The sequence below is a fragment of the Paraburkholderia sp. BR10882 genome, assembly GCF_040948855.1.
GTDB lineage: Bacteria > Pseudomonadota > Gammaproteobacteria > Burkholderiales > Burkholderiaceae > Paraburkholderia > Paraburkholderia nodosa_A.
On the sequence record NZ_JBFPKP010000030.1, the window covers coordinates 20436 to 39704 of the forward strand.

Here is a 19269-nt window from a genome sequence, read left to right on the forward strand (position 1 = left end):
GTGTCCCAAAAAAATTTGGCGCGCGTCCGCCAGGCTCGCGCGGGAGGCGCCGCCTCCCGTTTCGCGTTCAGGCAGCCTTTCAGGGCTCCGCGCCTGCCGACGGCGCGGGCGCCAGCTCATCCGCAGCGCACGGTGTGCAGGGATCGGGCCGCACGGCGTCCTCGGCCAGTTCGAACGACTGCCCGAATTCCGGCACGCAGCAATCCCAGTGCAGCGTCTCCACGATGCGCCGCCGCAAGGCATCCGCCGCTGCGGGCTCGCCGTGCGTCACGAACGTACGAACAGGCGGGCACGTCATGCCGGCGAGCCAGCGCAGGGTTTCCCGGTAATCGCTATGCGCAGACAGAGACGTGATTGAGGACACCTCGGCGCGTACGCGCACGTAGTCGCCGTGCAGCTTGATGGCTGGCGCGTGAACCTCGAGCGCTGCACCGCGCGTGCCGGGTGCCTGGTAGCCGACGAGCGCAATCGTGTTACGCGGGTCTGAAGCATACAGGCTCAGGTGATGCAAAATCCGGCCGCCGGTTGCCATGCCGCTGCCGGCGATGATGACCATGGGGCCGTTGCGTCCGGCAATGGCCTTCGACTCGTCCACCGTTCGGGCCATGAACGCCGCATGGTCGATGGCGTGCACCTGCGAGACCGTTAGCCGATGGTCGCTCATATGACGCCGGTAGAGGTCGGTCACGCTGATCGCCATCGGACTGTCGAGGTAGACCGGTACATTTGCCATGCGGCCCGACTGTTTCAATCGCGCGATGTAGTAAAGGACCTCCTGTGCGCGTCCCACGGCGAAACAGGGCATCACCACGATCCCGCCACGCGCAAATGTGCGCGAGAACATCTCGGCGAGCTCGTCCTCGGGGTTGAGCGCATCGTGCAGCCGGTCGCCATAGGTCGACTCGACCACCAGGTAGTCCGCATGGACCGGCGGGGACGGCGCACGCACGATCGGATCGTCGGGGCGCCCAAGGTCGCCCGAAAACGCAACGACCGTATGTCCGTTACACAGCACGACGCTAGCCGCCCCAAGGATATGGCCGGCCGGCAGCAGCCGGAAAGTCAGATGTTCGCCGAGCGTGACGGGTTCATCGAACGGACGCGGCGCGACGAGCCGCAGCGCCTGTTCGGCGTCTTCCAGCGTGTAAAGCGGCAGCGCGGGATGGTGTTTGGAGAAGCCGTGGCGGTTTGCAAACACCGCGTCTTCCTCCTGCAACCGGGCGCTGTCGCGCAGCATGATGCCGCACAGGTCCGCAGTTCCCGGCGTGCAATAAACCGGACCGCGAAAACCGTTGCGCGCAAGGACTGGCAGGTAGCCGCAGTGGTCGATATGGGCGTGCGTGAGGATGATGGCATCGAGCGAGTCGGCGGGAAAGGGCCGCGGTTCCCAGTTGCGCAGGCGCAGGTTCTTGGTGCCCTGGAACAGCCCGCAATCGATCAGTACCCGCTTGCTCCCAGCCTCCAGCAAGTAGCGTGATCCGGTGACCGTCTGCGCCGCACCTAGAAACGTCAGCTTCATCATGCTCTCCTCGCGTCAGGCGCGACGTGCGCGTCCGACATCGATTGGAGCGCACGCCTGTGCTTCGGCTTTGACTTGAATCAGATGAACGGGCATTGACTCAGATCCGTTTCGACTTGAGATAGATCAATCGAAACGCGTCATTCGATTCATACATTGGAATCGGTGGGCCGCGGTCGCGGGCCGAAACACGGGCGGGGGCGGAAATGTCGAGCAGGTTGTCCTTCGGCGCGGCGCTGGGGCTGATGCTGTTGATTGCATCGCTTTTGGCGTGTACGACGTACCGCGCTACCGGCCGCGACGAAAACGTCGCCTTCCGTCGGTCCGAAACCGAACTGGAAGCGCGACGCGAGCAGAGTGCGATCAAATGCGCAACGCCCGACGACTGCGCGCAAGCCTGGGCTCGCGCCAGAGTCTTCGTCCAACGGCACTCCCCCACGCCTGTCGAACGTGCGACTGACGAAACGATCGAGACACGCATGCCGCATGAATTCGGCATCGCCTACTTCTGGGCGGTGCGCCAACTGGCCGAAGATGGAACGACGACGATACGGCTCAAGGGCTTGTGCCGCGGCATGTATAGCACTGACAACGGACCTGGCTGGCTCTATGCGCGTTGCGCAGAGCAGCTCCTGCAGGCACAGCTCGCATTCGTGCGCGAAATGGGTAGCGTCAGATAATGCGGCGTGGATGTTTGCTACCGTCTAGTGCGCGCGAGCGCCGGATGAATGTCCACCGGCAAACGAATGTCCGCCGAGATCGTGACGCCCGCGCCGGGGCGCCCCTCGACCGTTAGCAAGCCGCCGAGCTGCAAAATGCGCTCGCGCATGCCGATGAGCCCGAACGCATCGGGACGCGACGCCGAGCGCGGGTCGAAGCCGACGCCGTCGTCGCTGATGCGAAGCCGGCAATGTTTCGCGTCGTTCTCAAGCTCGATCGTCACACGGTGCGCGTGAGCATGGCGTGCCACATTGGTCAGCGCTTCCTGGATGACGCGAAAGAGGGCCGTCGTAGCGAAGTCGCCGAGGTCAGGTTCCGAAACCTTCAGCCTGCACTTGACGCTCACGCCGTAGCGGCTCTGAAAGTCCTCTGCCAGCCATTCCAGCGCAGCCTGCAGTCCGAGATCGTCAAGCATGGTGGGACGCAGATCGGCGGCAATGCGCCGCACTGCCACAGCAAGCGCGTCGATCTGTGCGCCGATTTGCGCGATGGCTTCCAGTTCGGCATGCAATTGCGTCGGCAATGCAATCTCGAGTTCGGCCCCGTGGATGCTGAGCGCCATTTTCAGTGCAGCGATGCGTTGCCCGAGATCGTCGTGCAACTCGCGGGCAATGCGCTTTTGCTCGTTTTCGCGCGCCTGCTGGACGAGCGCCGACGCGGCATTGGCGCGCTCGAGTTCTTCGAGCCTGCGCCGCTCGGTCAAGTCGCGTGTGATTTTGGCGAAGCCGACGAGCGCGCCTTGGTCGTCGCGCACGGCGGTGATGACAACGTTCGCCCAGAAGCGGCTGCCGTCCTTGCGCACGCGCCAGCCCTCGTCTTCGATGTGCCCGTGCAACGCGGCAGTCTCCAGCAGGTACGTGGGCTTGCCTGAGGCGATATCGTCCGGCGTATAGAACACGGAGAAATGCTGACCGACGATTTCATCCGAAGAATAGCCTTTGATGCGCTGCGCGCCGGCATTCCAGCTCGAAACGCGCCCGCCAGGTTCGATCATGAAAATGGCGTAGTCGCGCACCGCGTCAATGAGAAGACGATACCGGTCTGCGATTGCAATATTGCTGTCGTTGCGTCCGACCCAGTTGGTGGGCCCAGCCGTTTGCATGAAACGCTCCGGATGATTTGCCGAGTCAGCGGGTATCGGACGCAGCCTGGCGCACCAGGCATGTCGCACCGATATGCCGCATGGTAGGGCAAATTCCTTGCCGCGTTCAGATCTCTTGCAGGCCGAAGGATCTTGATGACTGGCTTGCGACGAGTACTTATGCTACGACATCGCTTAGCGGGCGGCGCGGCGACGGCGCGTCCGGCGTGCCGTGTCCGATGCGCAGCAAGAGCTGCGGGCAAGCGGATTTCGGCATGCCGAGCAGCGTACCCAGCTGCGCGCGTAGTTCGGCCACCTCGATGGGCTGGTTCAGATAGGAGGCGCACAGTCCGTGCAAGGTCAGCACGAGCAGTACCCTTTCGAGCGCCTCGCCCGCGGCAAGCCACGCCTGCGCATCGTCGACGCTCGTCGCGATGCACAGCAGCAGAGGCGATCCTGCCGCGAGCTCCCGGTGGGTCGCCGCCACGCCGCCACCCACGTCGAATGTACGGATCGCGGAGGCAACGAGCGGCGTTGCGAAGTCGAGCAGGGAATGGAGTCCGGCCGCATAGGCCGGCATGCCGTCGCCGGTGCGGCGCGGATGGATCCATTTCGCGAGTTCGCGGCGGAAGCTGGGATCGGCGAATTGCCGCCGGTCGGCTTCGGCGATGAGTTCCGCGATCGCCTCGCGCTTTCCGGCTTCGGTTGCGCATGCAACTTCGACGCCCTCGGCGCGCGCCGCTTCGACCAGTTCGTGTTCGACGACCGCTGCGACCGGCGCGGGAGAGAACGGGTGGCGTGTGGTGATCCGGAGCGAAATGGCATTGATTAGCGGAACCAGATCGGCGCCAACGGGCCGCTCACGGAGCAGGCGCACATCGGCGAGGAGGTCGGGATCGAGGCTCGTTGGAAAGAGCGTGATGGCATAGCCGATGCCGAGGCTCGCGAGCGCAACGCGCAGATTGAAAAGCGCCGCGCCGCAACTGATGATCAACTCCCGATCGAAAGGGTCGACGACTGGCAGCGCCCGCAGACGGTCGGCGCACAACAGGATTCGGTCGTGGGCGGGCACGAAGCGCCATGGCTGGCTGTTATGGCTCGACGGGGCGAGCGTGGCGTGGCGCACGGCGTAACGCAACGCGTAGTCGTCGAGCTTGTCGAGCGGGCTGGCGCTGGCGGCAGAGTCGTGGGGCTTGTCGAGCATGGTGATTTCCCGCCTCTTCAAAGGTGCGGTGCACCAGTTGGAGTCAGTGCGACATGAGGACCGGAACCGTCATCGCTTGCAGCAGCGTGCGCGTCACACCGCCGAGAACGGATTCATGGACACGCGAGTGCGCGTAAGCGCCTGCCACGATCAGGTCGGCGTGCAGGTCACTGGCGCGGCTGAGCAGCGCCGCTCCGGTCAGGACCGCGGGATCGCGTGCGCTTTCGTGGAACGATGCCTGCACGCCGTGCAGATCGAGCCACGCGGCAGCGTCGATAGCTTCGTTTTCGGCGCGTGTGCGCTGCACGCCACGGTGAGAGGTGATCACTTCGATCGAGACAGACTGGGCGCGCTGCAATAAGGGAAGCGCGTCGGAGACGGCGCGCGCTGCTTCGCGGCCGCCGTTCCACGCGACCAGAATGTTCTGCGCGAATTCCGTCAAGGCGCCGGAATGTGGCACCACAACGGCAGGGCGCCCGGCTGTCATCAGCAGATCCGCCACGAAGCCACCAGCGCTCTGTGCGACCCAATCGTCGTCTTCTGGCTGCCCCAGAACGAGCACGTCGGCATGCCGCGCGTGCATCGTCGCGATCGCGGTATCGCAAGGCTGCGGCGCACGCCACTCGACAACGCGGCCCGCCCGCTCCGCGGCGAGGAGAAAGCGTCCATGTGTTCGCGCGAGGCGCGCCTCTGGTGTTGGCACGCCCGCGGAGGCGTCCCGGTACGCATGCGACCAATACAGCCCCGTCAGATGCGCATCGAAGCGTTCTGCCAGATCGAGCGCGAGCGCGAGGCGCACCGCGCATCGTTCCGAGTCGTCAAGGTGGACGAGCAGGCTCTTGTAGCACATGGCGATTTTCCTTGAACCTGAGCATGTGCGCCAGCCAACGCAGGCGCACGATACGTCAATGCGAGTTCAATGCGACATCATCACCGGGACAGGCATCGACCCGAGAATGGTTTGCGTGACGCCGCCGAGCACGATTTCCTTCCAGCGCGCATGACCGTACGCGCCCATCACAAGCAGGTCGCCGCCCAGTTTGTTCACGCGCGAAAGCAGCGCATCGGCAACCGACACCGTGGGGGGCGTGTGCAGGTGAGTAATTTCCACGTCGATGCCGTGGCGCGCGAGGACGAGGGCGATATCGGCGCCTGGTATGCGGCCTTCCCGCTCCGCATTTAGCGTGACGATCGTGGTATGCCCGGCAAGCCGCATGAAGGGCAGAGCGTCGTACAGTGCCCGCGTGGCGGACTGGCCTGCGTCCCACGCAACGACGACGCGTTCGCCCACAGTTGGAAACGTTCCGACATAGGGCGCCCACAGGACCGGCCGTCCCGCTGCCAGCGTCACCTGAACCTGCAGGCGGTTACTGAGCGAAGCGTCCGGATCGTTTGGATCGCACTGGCCCAGCACGATGAGATCTGCGAACGGAGCGAGGGCGAGCAACTCGTCCCGGGCATGCCCCGAGGCTGTACGCCAGGTGCCTTTGAGGTTCGCCTGCGAGAGCCCGTTAAGGAACTGGTGCTCCAGCGCGCGCCGCGTGGCTTCCCGGGTCCGCACGCGATACCCCGTGTCGAACGTGACTGACCATGCGTTTTCGTGGTTGGTCGTGACTGGTGCGAATAGTGCCTTGACATGGGCACTGTGCTGCCTCGCGACAAGCAACGCGAGATCGAGGCAGGCGCTTGCGCGCTCGCTGCCGTCCAGATGAACAAGAATGCTGCGGTACTCCATGATCGGCGCTCCACGATTGAGAAAACCGCGAACAAGGGTGGCGTGGGATGAGTCTAGGTCCCGGCGAGTGGTCACAATTGATTTGAGTCAACCCTTCGCGGATAGCGATGATCCCCGGCGCGAAAGCATCCGATTGATGCATATCAATTGCGGGTGAAGGCGCGTTTTTATAGTGGTGCGACAGTTCGATCGCGCCGATCCGCGGCCGATCACCCATCTGCGAGGAGAAGCATGATGCGCAAGGACCGGATTGCCTTTGTGAGCGGCGGAATGGGGGGGCTCGGCGCCGCCATCAGCCGGAAGCTGTACGACGCCGGCATGACTGTGGTGGTTTCCCATTCGGAGCAGAACGATCACGTGGCGACATGGCTACACGGCGAACGCGAAGCGGGGCGCACTTTCCATGCGTTCGGACTCGACGTGGCCAGCTACGACTCGTGTGAGGAGTGCGCGCGAAGCGTGATTGCGGAGTTCGGCGGCGTCGATGTGCTCGTCAACAACGCCGGCATCACGCGCGATGCGAGCTTCATGAAGCTCTCGAAGCCCGAGTGGGATGCGGTGATGCACACGGATCTCGACAGCCTGTTCAATCTCACGAAGCCATTCTTGCCGGGCATGTACGAACGTCGGTTTGGCCGCATCGTCAACATTGGTTCCGTGAACGGTTCGCGCGGGGCCTTTGGGCAGACGAACTATGCGGCCGCAAAGGCCGGCATTCATGGTTTTACGATGTCGCTCGCGCTCGAAGTTGCGAAACGTGGCGTGACCGTGAATACGGTATCGCCGGGCTACCTTGCCACTGCGATGGTGGAGGCCGTGCCGCAGGATATTATGGATACGCGCATCCTGCCGCAGATTCCCGTTGGGCGTCTTGGGCGGCCGGAGGAGGTGGCTTCGCTGGTTGCGTACCTCTGCTCGGACGATGGCGCATTCGTGACCGGGGCCAATTTTCCCGTCAACGGTGGCATGCACATGGAGTAGGCACGGGCCATCTGCGCTCCCTGAATCGCGAGGCGGCGCGCTGTGCTCGCCGCGCTCAGGACGCGCCGGCTGCGACAAGGGCGTCGCGCAGTGCGGCAGCGAAGCGCTGGAACGTATGCAACGAGTCCGCCACGCTCTGATATTTTTCCCGGCCTATCTGACCGTCGAGGGTGACGAGCAAGCCGGCGGTACCGGCGAGCGCGAGCAGGGTTTCGGGATCCTCGGCGACGCTGGCGCTCAGGAGCGAAGCGTCGGTCAGCGAGCGGATTTCGACGGTGGACATCTCAGCGCTCCTTGCATCGGATTGGGTAAGCGGGTGCAGTGGTACGTCTTCAGTATGTGACGCCGCCGGCCGCGTTCCAATGAGCGTGCGCTGAAATTGGCGTAAGAATTTTTCTTGGCGTGTAGGCAAATGCCTACGAAAGGGGGCGAAGGTAGTCGAAATCGTGACGCTTACGCTTAACCCTGCCGTCGACGTCTCGACGGCAGTGGAACGGGTTGTCGATACGCACAAGCTGCGTTGCGACGCCGCGCGCCGCGATCCGGGCGGCGGCTGCGCATTGCCGGCGAGATGCGCGAAAACTTCTCGGTCACGGTGCGCTCGCCGGGCCACGAATTCCGGTTCGTCTCCTCTACGCGCTCGAATACGACGCGGGCGCACTCGACGCGCAGTCGCGCGCTCACTGCGGTGCAGGAGGCGCTACGCCTGCTGCGAGCCGACCATCGCGCCGGGACGGTGGACTATCTGCAGATTCTGGTCGCCGACGGCCAATTGCATCAGGCGCAGATCGCATCGCTCGAAGCGGCCGCACAGCGTTTGGAGGACACCGTGGCGCTGTATGCGGCGTTGGGCGGCGGCTGGCACGACGAGCCAGCCAGCGGCCAGGGCACTGCGGCCGCGAACTGACGGTGACGCACGCCGCGCCCGCGTTAGTTGATGCAAATCAAGCGCATAGCGCTGATCGATTCGAAGATAGAGGCAGATCCGCAGGGCATTGGCTCAAAAGGAGATCCGTATGTACGAAAAGATCCTGGTCGCCTACGACGGCAGCGGAACCTCCGGACTGGCGCTCGCCGAGGCGCTAAAGCTCGCGGCCCTGGCCGGCGCGCAACTGCACATCGTGCATGCGCTCGATATCCTGGCGCCCATCGGCATTGGCATGGGCATGGCCTACGTGCCGGCTGACATCATGGAAACGTACCGCGAGGCCGCCATCCAGCAGCTCGACGAGGCCGGCGCCGAAGCGGTTGCGGCTGGAGTGCGCTGCGAGACGGAGTTGATCGAAGTGCGGGACATCAACGACACCGTGGCGCAATGCCTGCAGCGCTGCGCGTCGAGCCACGGCGCGCAGTTGGTGGTGCTCGGCACGCATGGCAGGCGCGGTTTCAAACGCGCATTGCTCGGCAGCGTGGCGGAGCAGTTCGTGCGCGTGGCGCCATGCCCGGTGCTCCTGGTTCGGGGTACGGGCGAATGACGCGCGACGTATAGCCAACGTGAAGCGAACGGCGCATGGAGAAGAAGTCGGACATTGCCAGCATCGCAATATTCCTCGGCGTATTGGTGCTGCTCGCCGCGCACGAGATCGACAACCTCGTGGTCACCCCCACGCGCATTAGCGGCGAGTTGCGCTCGGAGCACGCGAAGGCGAGCCTTCCCGCCTCCGACGCCGCGGCCTTCACCGCCGACAAGCCTCCCTGGCCGTTCACGACGATACGCGTTGCCGACGAGTCGCTGCCCGCGCTTCTCGTTGCCTCGGGCGTGCGTTTTCGCGGCGCGCTCGACAGCAACTGGAGTGACCTGCTGCTCGCCTGGATTGCACCGCTGGTGGTCTGTGTCTTCGCATGGCAATTTCTCATGCGGCGCGGCGGCGCGTGGGATTTCATGGGAATCGGTAGAAGCCGCGCGCGGATTTACGTGCAGCAGGCAACTGGCGCGACCTTCAACGACATTGCGGGTATCGACGAAGCCAAGAAGGAACTTCAGCAGATCGTCTCGTTCCTTTGTCACCCGGAACGTTATCGCCGCCTAGGTGGAAAGATTCCAAAAGGCCTCCTGATCGTCGGCGCCGGGAACGGGCAAGACCTTGCTTGCCAAGGCGCTCGCGGGCGAGGCCGGAGTGCCGTTCTTTTCGATCAGCGGTTCGTCGTTCGTGGAAATGTTCGTGGGCGTGGGCGCGGCGCGCGTGCGCGATCTGTTCGAGCAGGCGCAGCAGCAGGCGCCGTGCATCGTCTTCATCGACGAACTCGACGCGCTCGGCAAGGTGCGCGGTGCGAATCCGGTTTCGGGCAACGACGAGCGCGAACAGACGCTCAATCAACTGCTCGTGGAGATGGACGGCTTCCAGCCCAATGCGGGCGTCATGCTGCTTGCCGCGACCGACCGGCCCGAGACACTCGATCCCGCGCTGCTGCGGCCGGGGTGGTTCGACCGCCATATCGCCATCGATCGGCCTGATCTGAACGGTCGGCGACAGATTCTTTCGGTCCATGCTCGCGGCGTGCCACTGGCGCCCGACGTCGATCTCGACGAACTCGCCGCGCGCACACCGGTTGCGTCGGCGCCGATCTCGCCAACATCGTGAACGAAGCGGCGCTCCACGCTGCGGAAGCGGATCGTGCGAACATGGCTGACTTTGAGGAAGCCATCGACCGTGCGCTAGCGGGCTCCGAGCGCAAGAGCCGCGTCATGAACGCGCATGAGAAAGTGACCATTGCGTACCACGAGGCAGGCCACGCCCTCGTCGCCCAGAGCCGCGCCCATTGCGACCCGGTGAAGAAGGTCTCGATGATCCCGCGTGGGGTGGCGGCGCTCGGCTACACGCAGCAGGTGCCCACCGAGGACCGCTATGTGCTCAGGCGCAGCGAACTGTTAGATCGGCGGCAGGGTGTCGGAGGAACTCGTGTTCGGTGACGTTTCCACCGGCGCGGAAAACGACCTGGAACGGGCAACGACGATGGCGTGGCACATGGTGGCCCGCTATGGCAAGAGTGAACGCGTCGGCCTCGTCAACTGCGCCGACGACGGCTCGATGCCGCCATCACGGCTGGCAGCCGAAGGGCCGCACCCGGGCGCGCGCACGGCTCAGCTCATCGACGATGAAGTGCGTAGGCTGCTGGCGCAATCCCATGAGCGCGTGACGCGCACGCTAGCCGACCAGCGCGCCGCGCTCGACCGGATCGCGAAGCGCCTGCTCGAGCGGGAAGTGATCGAGCACGACGAACTGCTTGCGCTGATCGCGGACTCCGAGTCTGCAGACACGTGGGGGACGGTCGTACAATCCGCGGCGACAGCGCAATTGCAGCTTGAACCCAGCAGCACATCGGCCGCGACCGAACTCGCTGCGAACCCGTCACAAGAAGCGCATCCGAGTCAGTGTTCGGCTTCGAGATAGTCGTGCGCGGCGCGCATGCGCTCTGACGCGCGCAATGCGTCTAGCGCCCGCTTTTCAATACGTCGCACCTGCTCGCGCGAGATGCCTGTGCTTTGGGCGATTTCCTCGTACGTTTGCGGCTCGCCATCGCCGATGCCAAAACGCAGACGTACGATGTTTGCCTCAGCGGGAGGCATCGCTTCGATGAGCGTCTTCACGAACTCACACATACGCGCGCGTGCGAGTGCGTCCATCAGCGTCGGTGCGTTGTCGGGAATGAGATCGATCAGTCCGGTTTCCCCATCCGGCAGTACGATATCCAGCGACGCTGGCTCGACGGGAAGCGCCAGCAGGCTGCGCACCTTAGGCTCGGCCATACGAGGGTGGTAGCCACTTCTTCTGGGCAGGCATCGCGCCCTGTCTGTTCGCGGATACGCTCGCGCGTACGCCAGACGCGCACGAACTCGTCGCTCACGTGGACGGGCAGGCGGATCGTGCGCGAGCGCTCGGCCACGGCGCGCGCCACGGCCTGACGGATCCACCACGTCGAATAAGTGGAGAATTTGCAACCGCGCCGGTACTCGAACTTCTCGATTGCGCGCATCAAGCCGAGACTGCCTTCCTGAACGAGATCGGCAAGGTCCGTGCCGCGATTCTCGTAGCGGCGCGCGATGCAATACACGAGCCGCATATTGGCCTCGAACATCTTGCACGTTGCCGACTGTAGCCGGCGCAAGTCTGCGCTCGTTTCGCAAAGGCGTTCGCTCGCTTTGACGTCCACCGTTGCCTTGCCGACGTGCGCGACGAACGCATCGCAGGCTGCCTCGATGGCGCCCGCGGGCCATTCATGGATCTCCTGCAGCGCCGCTGCCTCTGCGCGCTCGCCGGTTGCGAGAACGCCGATAGCCTCAGGGCAGGACTCGAGAACGTGCAGCAGATCCTGGCGGCTTGATTCGATTTCACACGCGAGGTCGATTTCCTGTTCTCGCGACAATAGCGGCACCGCCGTCATTCGCGCGCGGAAGAGGCCGAGCGTGTCGTCGGGCAGGCGAACATCCTGCGGGCCCGCATCGATTTCGAGCATAGGCTCGCCCCGCCCCTTGCGGGCGCGGGGTGGTGACTGATGGCGTTTCGTCTTCATGGCGCTGGCGGGTCCATCCGCATGGTGGAAACGCGACCACCGGCTGCCCGCGCATTCCGGCGCGCTTCATTGCACGAATACCATTCGCTACGGACCGCCTTACGATGGCGATCTTGGGGCGAACGCCTGCGATTCAACTGGTCACGCAAGGGTTTTTTTGCGTCGCCAGTCGTTCAACGCCCGGCGCTGGAGACGAACTGGAGCGTGGGCAGTTCGCCGCAGCCAAGCGGCGCGTAGACCATTCCCCCTGATAGCTCGACTAACTCCGTGAACCGCTGCAGCGTCAATCCGACCATGATGTGAATGGTGGGGCCGCCAAGGTGGCTCTCGGTCGTAGCCACGACGCCAGCTTCGAATTGATCTCCTGCACGCTGTACGGATGGCCGTGCTTCCCCTCTTCAGGGCCGAGGAGCGGACCGTCGAATCCGACCTTGAGAATCTGGTCGGGTTCATCGGAGTAGGGCAAGCCGGACTCGCGCATATACGGCGCGCGTTCCCAGTGCTCGCCCCATTGGTGATCGAGTGGGATGCGCGTGAACCACGCCCATGGCTTGCGGACGTAACAAAGCCGGTAAGCGCTTTGCACGGCGCTCAAATCGACGCGTGTGAACATCGTTGCTTCCTTTACCGGCTTGCGCCGCTACCTCCTGGTCCAGACGGCGGATCAATGCGCTGCTGGCATGCCGACTGTCTGTGCGAGCAGGGGCGTCTCGTCCTCGTTCAGGCGCAGCGCGTCGGCGAGCAGCCTGCGGTTGATCCAGCCTCGCACGACGGTAGCGAGTCCTTCGGATGCACAGTAGAGCGAAACGTTCTGGCAAATCGCCCCGGCGGCAATGGCAGCAAAGAGCTCGCGCTGTTGCGGCGGTGTATCGAGCACTTGCGATCCGCGCAGCACGTACACGAGGTCGAGCGGCGCCTTACTCACGAAGTCCTGGTAGCCGGTCATGTTGCGTGCATCGGCGCGATGCTTGAGCACGAGATGGTGAAGCGCCGGCTCGTAGCGATACACGCCGAGGGCAAGCGCGACGTAAATGTCGATGTCGTGAAAGCCATGCGCGGACGGCGCGGTGTGGCCGCCGGTCTCGGGACGGTTGACGCCGTTGGCAGCCCAGAGCAGTTCGCCGAGCGTATCGAGCGCGATCGGCGTATCCGCATAGGTGCGTGTGCTCTTGCGACGCGCGAGAGCCGTCATCAGCGGCGCGCCCGCGTCGGAGCGCGCGCGCGGCAGGGCGATGGATTCGGCCGACTCGGCGCTCGCCGGGGCGAGCGGCAGCAACGTTGCCGGTTCGTAGTCGATACGTTGGAGCTCTGTCATGATGTTCTCCAGACACTCAAGGTCAGGCGGTGCGGGCACCGGCAAGATTGTCGGCATTCGCGCTGGCCGGCGCGCCCGTTGGCAGCACGCTGCGGCCGTGGGTTTCGTTGATGATTTCCGCCGCCGAGAGATAGAACGCGACGAGCGCTGTGAACAGCCCGGCGTAGCCGCCCGCGTGGTGGATCAGAGCCGATCCGGTCCATTCGCTCGCAGCCAGCAGGAAGAATGTGATCCACAGAGCGACGAACAAGAGTTGCAGGGCCCGCGAGGCGCGCCAGGTGGCGATCCACATGTAAAACGTGAAAACGCCCCAGAGCAGCAGATACCAGCCGACGAAAGCGGGCACGACATGCTCGTGCAGATACATGAGATAGAGCGCCAGCGACCACCAGAAGGCGCCATAAGCGATGAATGCCGTGGCACCGAACGTGTTGCCACGCGGAATTTCGATGAGTCCGGCTATCGCCTGCGCGCTGCCGCCGAACGCCAGGGCGCAGGCGAGCACGAGCCCTAGCGCGTCGCCGCCGAACCATCCGGCGTTGATCATGCTGAGCAGCCACGTGGTGAGGGCGAATCCGGCAAGGCCGAGCGATGCGGGGTTGGGTGCGGAAGTTTTCATGATGAACGTCTCCTGATCAAGCAGCCTTGCTGAACTGTGTGATGACGCCGGGGTTTTCGACAGTCGAGGTATCCTGCGTGATCTCCTCGCCCTTTGCGACCGAGCGCAGCAGGCGGCGCACGACCTTGCCGGAACGCGTCTTCGGCATGGCGTCGCCGAAGCGGATTTCCCGCGGCTTGGCGATCGGGCCGATTTCGTGACCGATCCACGTGCGCAGTGCTTCGGCAATGTGTTTAGCCTCTTCGCCGATGGGGCGTTCGCCTTTGAGCACAACGAAGGCAACAATCGCCTCGCCCGTGGTTGCGTCGGGACGGCCAACCACGGCAGCTTCGGCAACCTGCGGGTGAGCAGCGAGCGCGGATTCGATTTCCATCGTGCCCATGCGGTGGCCGGAGACATTGAGCACATCGTCCACGCGGCCCGTGATCGTGAAATAACCGGTTTGCGCGTCGCGAATCGCGCCGTCGCCGGCGAGATAGAGCTTGCCGCCGAGTTCTTCCGGGAAGTAACCGGCGCGATAGCGCGCGGGGTTGCCCCAGATCGTGCGCAGCATGGAGGGCCAGGGCCGCTTGATGACGAGCAGGCCGCCATTGCCGTTCGGCACGTCATGCCCGGACTCGTCGACGATGGCCGCTTCGATGCCCGGTAGCGGCAGCGTGCATGAACCGGCGACGAGCGGCGTGACGCCCGGAAGTGGTGCGATCATGTGACCGCCCGTTTCGGTTTGCCAGAACGTGTCGAGAACGGGGCAGTGGCCGCCGCCCACCTGCGCCGCGAACCAGCGCCAGGCCTCAGGGTTGATCGGCTCGCCCACGGTGCCGAGCAGGCGCAACGAACTCAAGTCATACCGTGACGGGTGGACGGCGGGCTCGTTGTCCGCGGCCTTGATAAGCGAGCGAATGGCAGTCGGCGCGGTGTAGAAGATCGAAACCTTGTGGCGCTCGATCATCTGCCAGAAGCGGCCGGCGTCCGGCCAGGTCGGTATGCCCTCGAAAATCACCTGCGTCGCGCCGGCGGCCGTTGGGCCATAGCAGATGTAGCTATGCCCCGTGATCCAGCCGATGTCGGCCGTGCACCAGAATACGTCGGACGCCCGGATATCGAACGTCCACTTCATGGTGAGGGCCGCCCACAGCAGATACCCGCCCGTGCTGTGCTGCACGCCCTTGGGAGTGCCCGTCGAGCCGGATGTGTAAAGGATGAAGAGCGGATGCTCCGCGTCGACCCACTCGGGCTCGCACTCGGCGGGCTGCGCTTCTTCCAGTTCATGGAGCCAGACGTCACGCAGCGAATTCCACAGAATCGAGCCGCCTGTGCGGCGATAGACGATCACGGTATGGACGTTTTCGGCACCGCCCATTGCGAGGGCTTCGTCCGCAATGCTCTTGAGCGGCAGATGGCGGCCGCCGCGCACCTGCTCGTCGGCGGTGATGAGCACACACGCGCCGACGTCGGCCATGCGTTCATGCAGCGACTTGGCGGAGAACCCGCCGAACACGACCGAATGCGGCGCACCGATGCGCGCGCACGCCTGCATGGCGACCACGCCTTCAATCGACATGGGCAGATAGATCATCACGCGGTCGCCACGCCGTACGCCGCGAGCACGTAGCGCGTTCGCGACGCGGCATACGCGCGCGTGCAGTTGCGCATACGTGAGCGTCGTGACCTTGCCGTCGTCTGCCTCGAAAATCAGCGCGGTGCGCTCGCCGCCACCGTTCGCGAGATGGCGGTCGAGGCAGTTGTACGAGGCGTTGATCAGTCCGTCGTCGAACCACTTGAAGAATGGTGCGTTCGACGCGTCGAGCGTGCGCGTGAACGCACGCTTCCAGTCCAGGTACTCGCGCGCGAGACGGGCCCAGTACGAATCGGGGTCGCGTCGCGCTTCTTCGACGAGCGCGCGATAGGCGGCCATGCCGTCGATGGCGGCGCCCTTTAACAGCGGGATCTGAGATGGGGCGATGTCAGTGGGCGTTGCTTCGGGATGGGTCATAGTCTCCTCGCATGCACAAATCGATTGCAGTCACGACGTAACGTCACGTCTCGTGCGGCTTCAGTCTCATGTCCAGGCGTCGGATGACGATTGACTCAGATCAACCAAAATTTGGGGTACGCGAAAGCGGGCATTGCCTCGCTTTGTCTGCGCAACCAATTGATGAAGATCAGTCGATATTGAGGATGGGTGCGTATGTTGACTGGGTCGTCATGACATGAAGCGCGCAGGCAGATCGCCAAATGACAAAGCCTGTTTGTCGGAAGATTCTGCTGGCCGTGGACGGTAGCGATTGCGCCCGGCGCGCCACACGGGAAGCCGTGGCGCTTGCGGCGCTTGCTCACGCACGCGTGCATGCCGTGTACGTCGTGCACAAATGAGGGTAATCGTCCTCTTCGTGCAAAATCTGGCGCTTCCTCCTAGACGCCTTTAGCGGCAAGGCTCAGCGGGCGATCCAGACGACTATTGGCAGGCTTGGCGGCGATCTGCGGTAGCCTAGCCGCCCGCGCTTTCGAATCGCCCTCCGACGGGAGGCAAGCCATGCCGGGACTGGCGTTTCGCTATGTGGGGCAGCGTCGTCTGCCCTCGAGGTTGTCGGAATTCGATGCCGAACGCTACTTCGCGCTGACCGATAGCGACATCGCCGCGCTTAACGAGCGTTTCCGGGGTGATCGGCGTGCTGGCGCTGCCATTCAGTTGGTGTTTCTGCGCGCAAGCGGACGCACGCTCGATCATGTTGGCACCCTCCCACGTCAGTTGCTGCGCTACATCGGCGAACGGCTCAGCTTGCCCATTCCGACCATCGCCTCGTTGCGCACGCTGTACCAGCGCTACAAGACGCAATAGGATCATCAGGTTCCTGAGCGCCGTAACCCTTGTCTGCACCCAACGTGGTTTCTACGTTCGGATCTTCTGCCGCTTGCCGCGCGTCGTGGATCATGATCTTGGCGGCTTCGCGCTCGGCATGCCCGTCGGCGCGTGTCACGCGCGCATTGACCACGAGGCCGTGCCGGTTATCGGTCAGCGTATGGTCCATGTACCGCAATTTGCTAGCCGTTTTGCCTTTGCGATAGAAGTTTTTATTTACCATCGCGATGCGAATTTAACATAAAAGAAATGATCGTAGTTTGGTCGGCTTTGATTCGTATTCCTATATATTTTGCATCGATGCAGTGCCAGTTCTGAAGCTTCCGGCATATCAGTCCCGTAGCGCGACCGCATGGAAGCCACCGTGCGGCATGACCTCATCGAACGCGCCGATCATGGATGGCGTTTGACCTTGCTGATCAAGTGGCGCCAGACACCTGGCACCAGTCAGGGCTGCTCGTCGTGTCTGTCAAAATAGCGGCATCCGTTCGCCAGCTACTGCGCACCCCAATACGCCTTCGCGGGCCGTATGTTGCCGCCAACGTCGGATCAATAGTGTCGAAAACGGCAACCGGAAATCAAGATCCTGGCGATCACAGGGAAAACGTTACAGCGGGCACGATATGGCACACAAGTGATGCGAACGATGCGGCAACCAGACGCCGCCCTGGGACACCGTCCACTGCGGTTCTGGCGATGGCCACTATGAGTTACTCTGCACTTCGTGCTTCAATGCCAGGATTGCCGAGTCCGCCGGATTCACCGATTTCGAGAACGTTCGGCTTGACCCCATCCAGCTGATTGACTGCGAGGGGGACACTCACCAGTTCCATTTCCAGCCTTACCAGCAGATCTACGAGTGGCGCGGCGCGATCAATGCGATGGCGCAGATCGACACGCCCGAGTGTGTGCTCACGGAGTCGTTCCGCTTTGGTGCCACGTTCGCGACGCTGGCGAGCCGCCTGCTCGCACTGCTCGGTGAGCGCAAGCCCATCCGGGGACAGGAAGCCATTGGCTCGATCATGGTGGAGGATCCTGCGCTCGCGCCGCCGGTTGACGCGATCCTGTGCCGGAGGAACGTCACGGCGATCTGGCAGTTCGCCGTGGGACTCGAGGCAGGACACCGACTGGCGATCCGGATGAGCCCCGCCGAGATTCTCGCCTACGCTGATGGCGCTGACCGGTTGCTGGCCGGCCAGCGCGCGTTCCGTCCGGCGGCGTTCTCGCTGTTCGGGACGTGGAGCGACGCACAGGCGTTTGCGCGCAGTGCATTTGGTCAGGACCTGCTGCCGGTTGTGCGCATCGTCGACGAGCTGGGGACCGGCTATCTGCGGGCCCTGGCGCAGCGCTCGGTGGTGGAAGCTGCCGCCCACTATGTGATCTCAACCGTCCACCGTGCCAAGGGTCTCGAGTGGAAGCGGGTCAAGGTTGCGAACGATTTCCGCCTGCGCGGGGCCGACGGCAGCCCGATGCCGGACGAGGATAAGCTCCGCCTCCTCTATGTGGCTGTGACCCGGGCGCAGCATGTCCTGGATGTCTCGGAATTGCGGGACGAACTGCTGCGGCTTTTCAGTCTCCGCCGCCAGGACCGGTCAGCATAATAAATGATCAACTGGGATAATCTTGACTCCCGTTTGAGAGTGATCTAGAATGGGAAACATGAAATTCCCATCTGGGAGGCGCGCAACATGTCCCTGAATCAACCGTCCGGCCGTCATTCGGCGGCGCGTCCGGGCGCAGCACATGCCGGCAAAGCCCTGGCCGGCTCTGGCAGACCCGGCGCCCACTCTGACGATATCGAAACGTTTCTCGTCAGGTTCGATCCGCTAGAGCAACGCCGGCAGATCCGGGAAGGCATGGAAGCGGCGATCATCGAGCGCGTAGCGAAGGACCTGCTGCACGTGCCGGTGCAGACGCTGCTGGCGAGTCTCAATCTGCCGAGTTCGACGATCCTGCGCAAGATGGCGCGCGCGGAGCGACTGTCGCCAGCCGAGTCGGATCGCGTTGCGCGCGTGTTGTATGTGCGTCAGCTTGCTGTGGAGGTGTTTGAGGACCCGGCGCTGGCCGCCGAGTGGATGCAGCGATCGAATGCGGAATTGGGTGGACTCAGCCCGCTCGAGGTGCTCGACTCGCAACCGGGCTACGACCGCGTGCGTGAGATCCTGCTGCGAGTCATTCACGGCGTGTCTGCATGAGGCTTTACCGCCTGGCGAAAGAGCGGCGCGGGTATTACCGTGCCGATGACCTGAGCGGCAATGGTGCGGCGATCGCCGGAGGCCGCTGGAACCCGCGTGGCATGCGAGTGCTTTACACCTGCTGCCACGCGTCAACGGCGCTGCTTGAAGCGCTGGTGCACATGGCGGGCTTGCTGCCGGCCGGTGGCTATTTCCTCGTGACGCTGGAGGTGCCGGACGCCGTCTACGATGCCGCATTCGCACCTGGCCTGCCGGACGGCTGGACAGACCTGACGAGCGATCCAACGGCGACGAGGGCGCTTGGCCGGCAATGGCTTGAGGCGGGCGAGCAACTGGCGATGCGGGTCCCGTCGGTCGTTTGTCCTACCGACTTCAATCTGCTGCTGAACCCGATGCATCCGGAGATGGCAAGCGTAAAGGTGATCAGCACGGAACCCTTTACGCTGGATCCGCGGCTGTTTGGCCAGCCGACGCGATGAGCCCGATGTCGATTGCAGGCGGATGGACCAAGCCCCCGCGATCAAATGT

The 19269-nt window shown here is 63.8% G+C and carries 19 protein-coding genes and 5 pseudogenes; 11 read left to right on the forward strand and 13 right to left on the reverse strand.

What is annotated here, in order from left to right; translation table 11 throughout:
• Window positions 1-79 precede the first annotated feature (79 nt).
• Window positions 80-1519, reverse strand: a complete 1440-nt coding sequence (locus AB3X99_RS37875; RefSeq protein WP_368619946.1) for an MBL fold metallo-hydrolase RNA specificity domain-containing protein — start codon at window positions 1517-1519, stop codon at window positions 80-82.
• A gap of 218 nt (window positions 1520-1737) precedes the next feature.
• On the opposite strand from AB3X99_RS37875, the gene AB3X99_RS37880 reads away from it, so the two are divergent.
• On the forward strand, window positions 1738-2199 hold the full coding sequence (locus AB3X99_RS37880) for a hypothetical protein (protein WP_368619911.1): 462 nt from the start codon (window positions 1738-1740) through the stop codon (window positions 2197-2199).
• A 17-nt stretch (window positions 2200-2216) separates the two neighbouring features.
• On the opposite strand, the gene AB3X99_RS37885 is transcribed toward AB3X99_RS37880, so the two are convergent.
• From AB3X99_RS37885 to AB3X99_RS37900, 4 genes are all read right to left on the reverse strand, one after another.
• Window positions 2217-3341, reverse strand: a complete 1125-nt coding sequence (locus AB3X99_RS37885; RefSeq protein WP_368619912.1) for a PAS domain S-box protein — start codon at window positions 3339-3341, stop codon at window positions 2217-2219.
• A 157-nt stretch (window positions 3342-3498) separates the two neighbouring features.
• Window positions 3499-4524, reverse strand: coding sequence for a nitroreductase (locus AB3X99_RS37890; RefSeq protein ID WP_368619913.1), 1026 nt, complete (start codon window positions 4522-4524; stop codon window positions 3499-3501).
• A gap of 43 nt (window positions 4525-4567) precedes the next feature.
• On the reverse strand, window positions 4568-5374 hold the full coding sequence (locus tag AB3X99_RS37895; protein WP_368619914.1) for a universal stress protein: 807 nt from the start codon (window positions 5372-5374) through the stop codon (window positions 4568-4570).
• Window positions 5375-5440: 66 nt separating this feature from the next.
• On the reverse strand, window positions 5441-6259 hold the full coding sequence (locus AB3X99_RS37900) for a universal stress protein (protein ID WP_368619915.1): 819 nt from the start codon (window positions 6257-6259) through the stop codon (window positions 5441-5443).
• A 234-nt stretch (window positions 6260-6493) separates the two neighbouring features.
• Here AB3X99_RS37900 and AB3X99_RS37905 point away from each other — a divergent pair, with 234 nt between their 5' ends.
• On the forward strand, window positions 6494-7240 hold the full coding sequence (locus AB3X99_RS37905) for a beta-ketoacyl-ACP reductase (protein WP_368619947.1): 747 nt from the start codon (window positions 6494-6496) through the stop codon (window positions 7238-7240).
• Between the two features lie 55 nt (window positions 7241-7295).
• Here the strand turns inward: AB3X99_RS37905 and AB3X99_RS37910 are convergent, their stop codons facing one another.
• Window positions 7296-7523, reverse strand: coding sequence for a hypothetical protein (locus AB3X99_RS37910; RefSeq protein WP_368619916.1), 228 nt, complete (start codon window positions 7521-7523; stop codon window positions 7296-7298).
• A gap of 160 nt (window positions 7524-7683) precedes the next feature.
• Here AB3X99_RS37910 and AB3X99_RS37915 point away from each other — a divergent pair.
• The 4 genes and pseudogenes from AB3X99_RS37915 to ftsH form a co-directional block, all read left to right on the forward strand.
• Window positions 7684-7794: pseudogene (locus AB3X99_RS37915) on the forward strand (1-phosphofructokinase family hexose kinase); the annotation flags it as partial.
• A gap of 76 nt (window positions 7795-7870) precedes the next feature.
• Window positions 7871-8147 (forward strand): annotated as a pseudogene (locus AB3X99_RS37920) (TolC family protein); the annotation flags it as partial.
• A gap of 109 nt (window positions 8148-8256) precedes the next feature.
• Entirely contained in the window at window positions 8257-8715 is a 459-nt protein-coding gene (locus tag AB3X99_RS37925) for a universal stress protein (RefSeq protein ID WP_368619917.1), read from the forward strand.
• Window positions 8716-8750: 35 nt separating this feature from the next.
• Window positions 8751-10476: pseudogene (gene ftsH, locus AB3X99_RS37930) on the forward strand (ATP-dependent zinc metalloprotease FtsH); the annotation flags it as partial.
• A 134-nt stretch (window positions 10477-10610) separates the two neighbouring features.
• Here ftsH and AB3X99_RS37935 read toward each other — a convergent pair.
• The 6 genes and pseudogenes from AB3X99_RS37935 to acs all read right to left on the reverse strand — a co-directional run bounded on the left by AB3X99_RS37935 (window position 10611) and on the right by acs (window position 15679).
• A complete protein-coding gene (locus AB3X99_RS37935; RefSeq protein ID WP_368619918.1) occupies window positions 10611-10973 on the reverse strand; it encodes a sigma factor-like helix-turn-helix DNA-binding protein in 363 nt (120 codons plus the stop codon).
• Window positions 10898-11695: a sigma-70 family RNA polymerase sigma factor gene (locus AB3X99_RS37940; protein ID WP_368619948.1), complete on the reverse strand. Its 798-nt coding sequence runs from the start codon at window positions 11693-11695 to the stop codon at window positions 10898-10900. The genes AB3X99_RS37935 and AB3X99_RS37940 overlap by 76 nt, the downstream gene beginning before the upstream one ends.
• Window positions 11696-11925: 230 nt before the next feature.
• Window positions 11926-12365, reverse strand: a pseudogene (locus AB3X99_RS37945) (hypothetical protein).
• Window positions 12366-12416: 51 nt separating this feature from the next.
• Window positions 12417-13067 carry a nitroreductase family protein gene (locus AB3X99_RS37950; protein WP_368619919.1) on the reverse strand — a complete coding sequence of 217 codons (651 nt, stop codon included), beginning with the start codon at window positions 13065-13067 and terminating at the stop codon, window positions 12417-12419.
• Window positions 13068-13089: 22 nt separating this feature from the next.
• Window positions 13090-13686 (reverse strand): acetate uptake transporter, encoded by a 597-nt coding sequence (locus AB3X99_RS37955; protein ID WP_368619920.1) that lies wholly within the window; start codon window positions 13684-13686, stop codon window positions 13090-13092.
• A gap of 16 nt (window positions 13687-13702) precedes the next feature.
• Window positions 13703-15679: an acetate--CoA ligase gene (gene acs, locus AB3X99_RS37960; protein ID WP_368619921.1), complete on the reverse strand. Its 1977-nt coding sequence runs from the start codon at window positions 15677-15679 to the stop codon at window positions 13703-13705.
• A 242-nt stretch (window positions 15680-15921) separates the two neighbouring features.
• On the opposite strand from acs, the gene AB3X99_RS37965 reads away from it, so the two are divergent.
• Window positions 15922-16059, forward strand: coding sequence for a universal stress protein (locus tag AB3X99_RS37965; protein ID WP_368619922.1), 138 nt, complete (start codon window positions 15922-15924; stop codon window positions 16057-16059).
• Between the two features lie 160 nt (window positions 16060-16219).
• Window positions 16220-16525: a DUF4158 domain-containing protein gene (locus tag AB3X99_RS37970; protein ID WP_368619923.1), complete on the forward strand. Its 306-nt coding sequence runs from the start codon at window positions 16220-16222 to the stop codon at window positions 16523-16525.
• Window positions 16526-16535: 10 nt separating this feature from the next.
• On the opposite strand, the pseudogene AB3X99_RS37975 reads toward AB3X99_RS37970, so the two are convergent.
• A pseudogene (locus tag AB3X99_RS37975) lies at window positions 16536-16751 on the reverse strand (IS5/IS1182 family transposase); the annotation flags it as partial.
• A 676-nt stretch (window positions 16752-17427) separates the two neighbouring features.
• On the opposite strand from AB3X99_RS37975, the gene AB3X99_RS37980 reads away from it, so the two are divergent.
• The 3 genes from AB3X99_RS37980 to AB3X99_RS37990 all read left to right on the forward strand — a co-directional run bounded on the left by AB3X99_RS37980 (window position 17428) and on the right by AB3X99_RS37990 (window position 19220).
• Window positions 17428-18147: an ATP-binding domain-containing protein gene (locus AB3X99_RS37980; protein WP_368619925.1), complete on the forward strand. Its 720-nt coding sequence runs from the start codon at window positions 17428-17430 to the stop codon at window positions 18145-18147.
• An 87-nt stretch (window positions 18148-18234) separates the two neighbouring features.
• Complete coding sequence (locus tag AB3X99_RS37985) at window positions 18235-18741, forward strand: antitoxin Xre/MbcA/ParS toxin-binding domain-containing protein (protein WP_083245708.1); 507 nt, start codon at window positions 18235-18237, stop codon at window positions 18739-18741.
• Window positions 18738-19220: an RES family NAD+ phosphorylase gene (locus AB3X99_RS37990; protein WP_368619926.1), complete on the forward strand. Its 483-nt coding sequence runs from the start codon at window positions 18738-18740 to the stop codon at window positions 19218-19220. Before AB3X99_RS37985 ends, AB3X99_RS37990 begins: the two co-directional genes overlap by 4 nt.
• Window positions 19221-19269: the final 49 nt, after the last annotated feature.

What these genes read in the sequence shown, in the direction of transcription:
- AB3X99_RS37875 (WP_368619946.1), bottom strand. Translation starts at nt 1,519, where the DNA reads ATGAAGCTGACGTTTCTAGGTGCGGCGCAGACGGTCACCGGATCACGC.
- AB3X99_RS37885 (WP_368619912.1), bottom strand. Translation starts at nt 3,341, where the DNA reads ATGCAAACGGCTGGGCCCACCAACTGGGTCGGACGCAACGACAGCAAT.
- AB3X99_RS37890 (WP_368619913.1), bottom strand. Translation starts at nt 4,524, where the DNA reads ATGCTCGACAAGCCCCACGACTCTGCCGCCAGCGCCAGCCCGCTCGAC.
- AB3X99_RS37895 (WP_368619914.1), bottom strand. Translation starts at nt 5,374, where the DNA reads ATGTGCTACAAGAGCCTGCTCGTCCACCTTGACGACTCGGAACGATGC.
- AB3X99_RS37900 (WP_368619915.1), bottom strand. Translation starts at nt 6,259, where the DNA reads ATGGAGTACCGCAGCATTCTTGTTCATCTGGACGGCAGCGAGCGCGCA.
- AB3X99_RS37905 (WP_368619947.1), top strand. Translation starts at nt 6,494, where the DNA reads ATGCGCAAGGACCGGATTGCCTTTGTGAGCGGCGGAATGGGGGGGCTC.
- AB3X99_RS37910 (WP_368619916.1), bottom strand. Translation starts at nt 7,523, where the DNA reads ATGTCCACCGTCGAAATCCGCTCGCTGACCGACGCTTCGCTCCTGAGC.
- AB3X99_RS37925 (WP_368619917.1), top strand. Translation starts at nt 8,257, where the DNA reads ATGTACGAAAAGATCCTGGTCGCCTACGACGGCAGCGGAACCTCCGGA.
- AB3X99_RS37940 (WP_368619948.1), bottom strand. Translation starts at nt 11,695, where the DNA reads ATGCTCGAAATCGATGCGGGCCCGCAGGATGTTCGCCTGCCCGACGAC.
- AB3X99_RS37950 (WP_368619919.1), bottom strand. Translation starts at nt 13,067, where the DNA reads ATGACAGAGCTCCAACGTATCGACTACGAACCGGCAACGTTGCTGCCG.
- AB3X99_RS37955 (WP_368619920.1), bottom strand. Translation starts at nt 13,686, where the DNA reads ATGAAAACTTCCGCACCCAACCCCGCATCGCTCGGCCTTGCCGGATTC.
- acs (WP_368619921.1), bottom strand. Translation starts at nt 15,679, where the DNA reads ATGACCCATCCCGAAGCAACGCCCACTGACATCGCCCCATCTCAGATC.
- AB3X99_RS37965 (WP_368619922.1), top strand. Translation starts at nt 15,922, where the DNA reads ATGACAAAGCCTGTTTGTCGGAAGATTCTGCTGGCCGTGGACGGTAGC.
- AB3X99_RS37970 (WP_368619923.1), top strand. Translation starts at nt 16,220, where the DNA reads ATGCCGGGACTGGCGTTTCGCTATGTGGGGCAGCGTCGTCTGCCCTCG.
- AB3X99_RS37980 (WP_368619925.1), top strand. Translation starts at nt 17,428, where the DNA reads ATGGCGCAGATCGACACGCCCGAGTGTGTGCTCACGGAGTCGTTCCGC.
- AB3X99_RS37985 (WP_083245708.1), top strand. Translation starts at nt 18,235, where the DNA reads ATGTCCCTGAATCAACCGTCCGGCCGTCATTCGGCGGCGCGTCCGGGC.
- AB3X99_RS37990 (WP_368619926.1), top strand. Translation starts at nt 18,738, where the DNA reads ATGAGGCTTTACCGCCTGGCGAAAGAGCGGCGCGGGTATTACCGTGCC.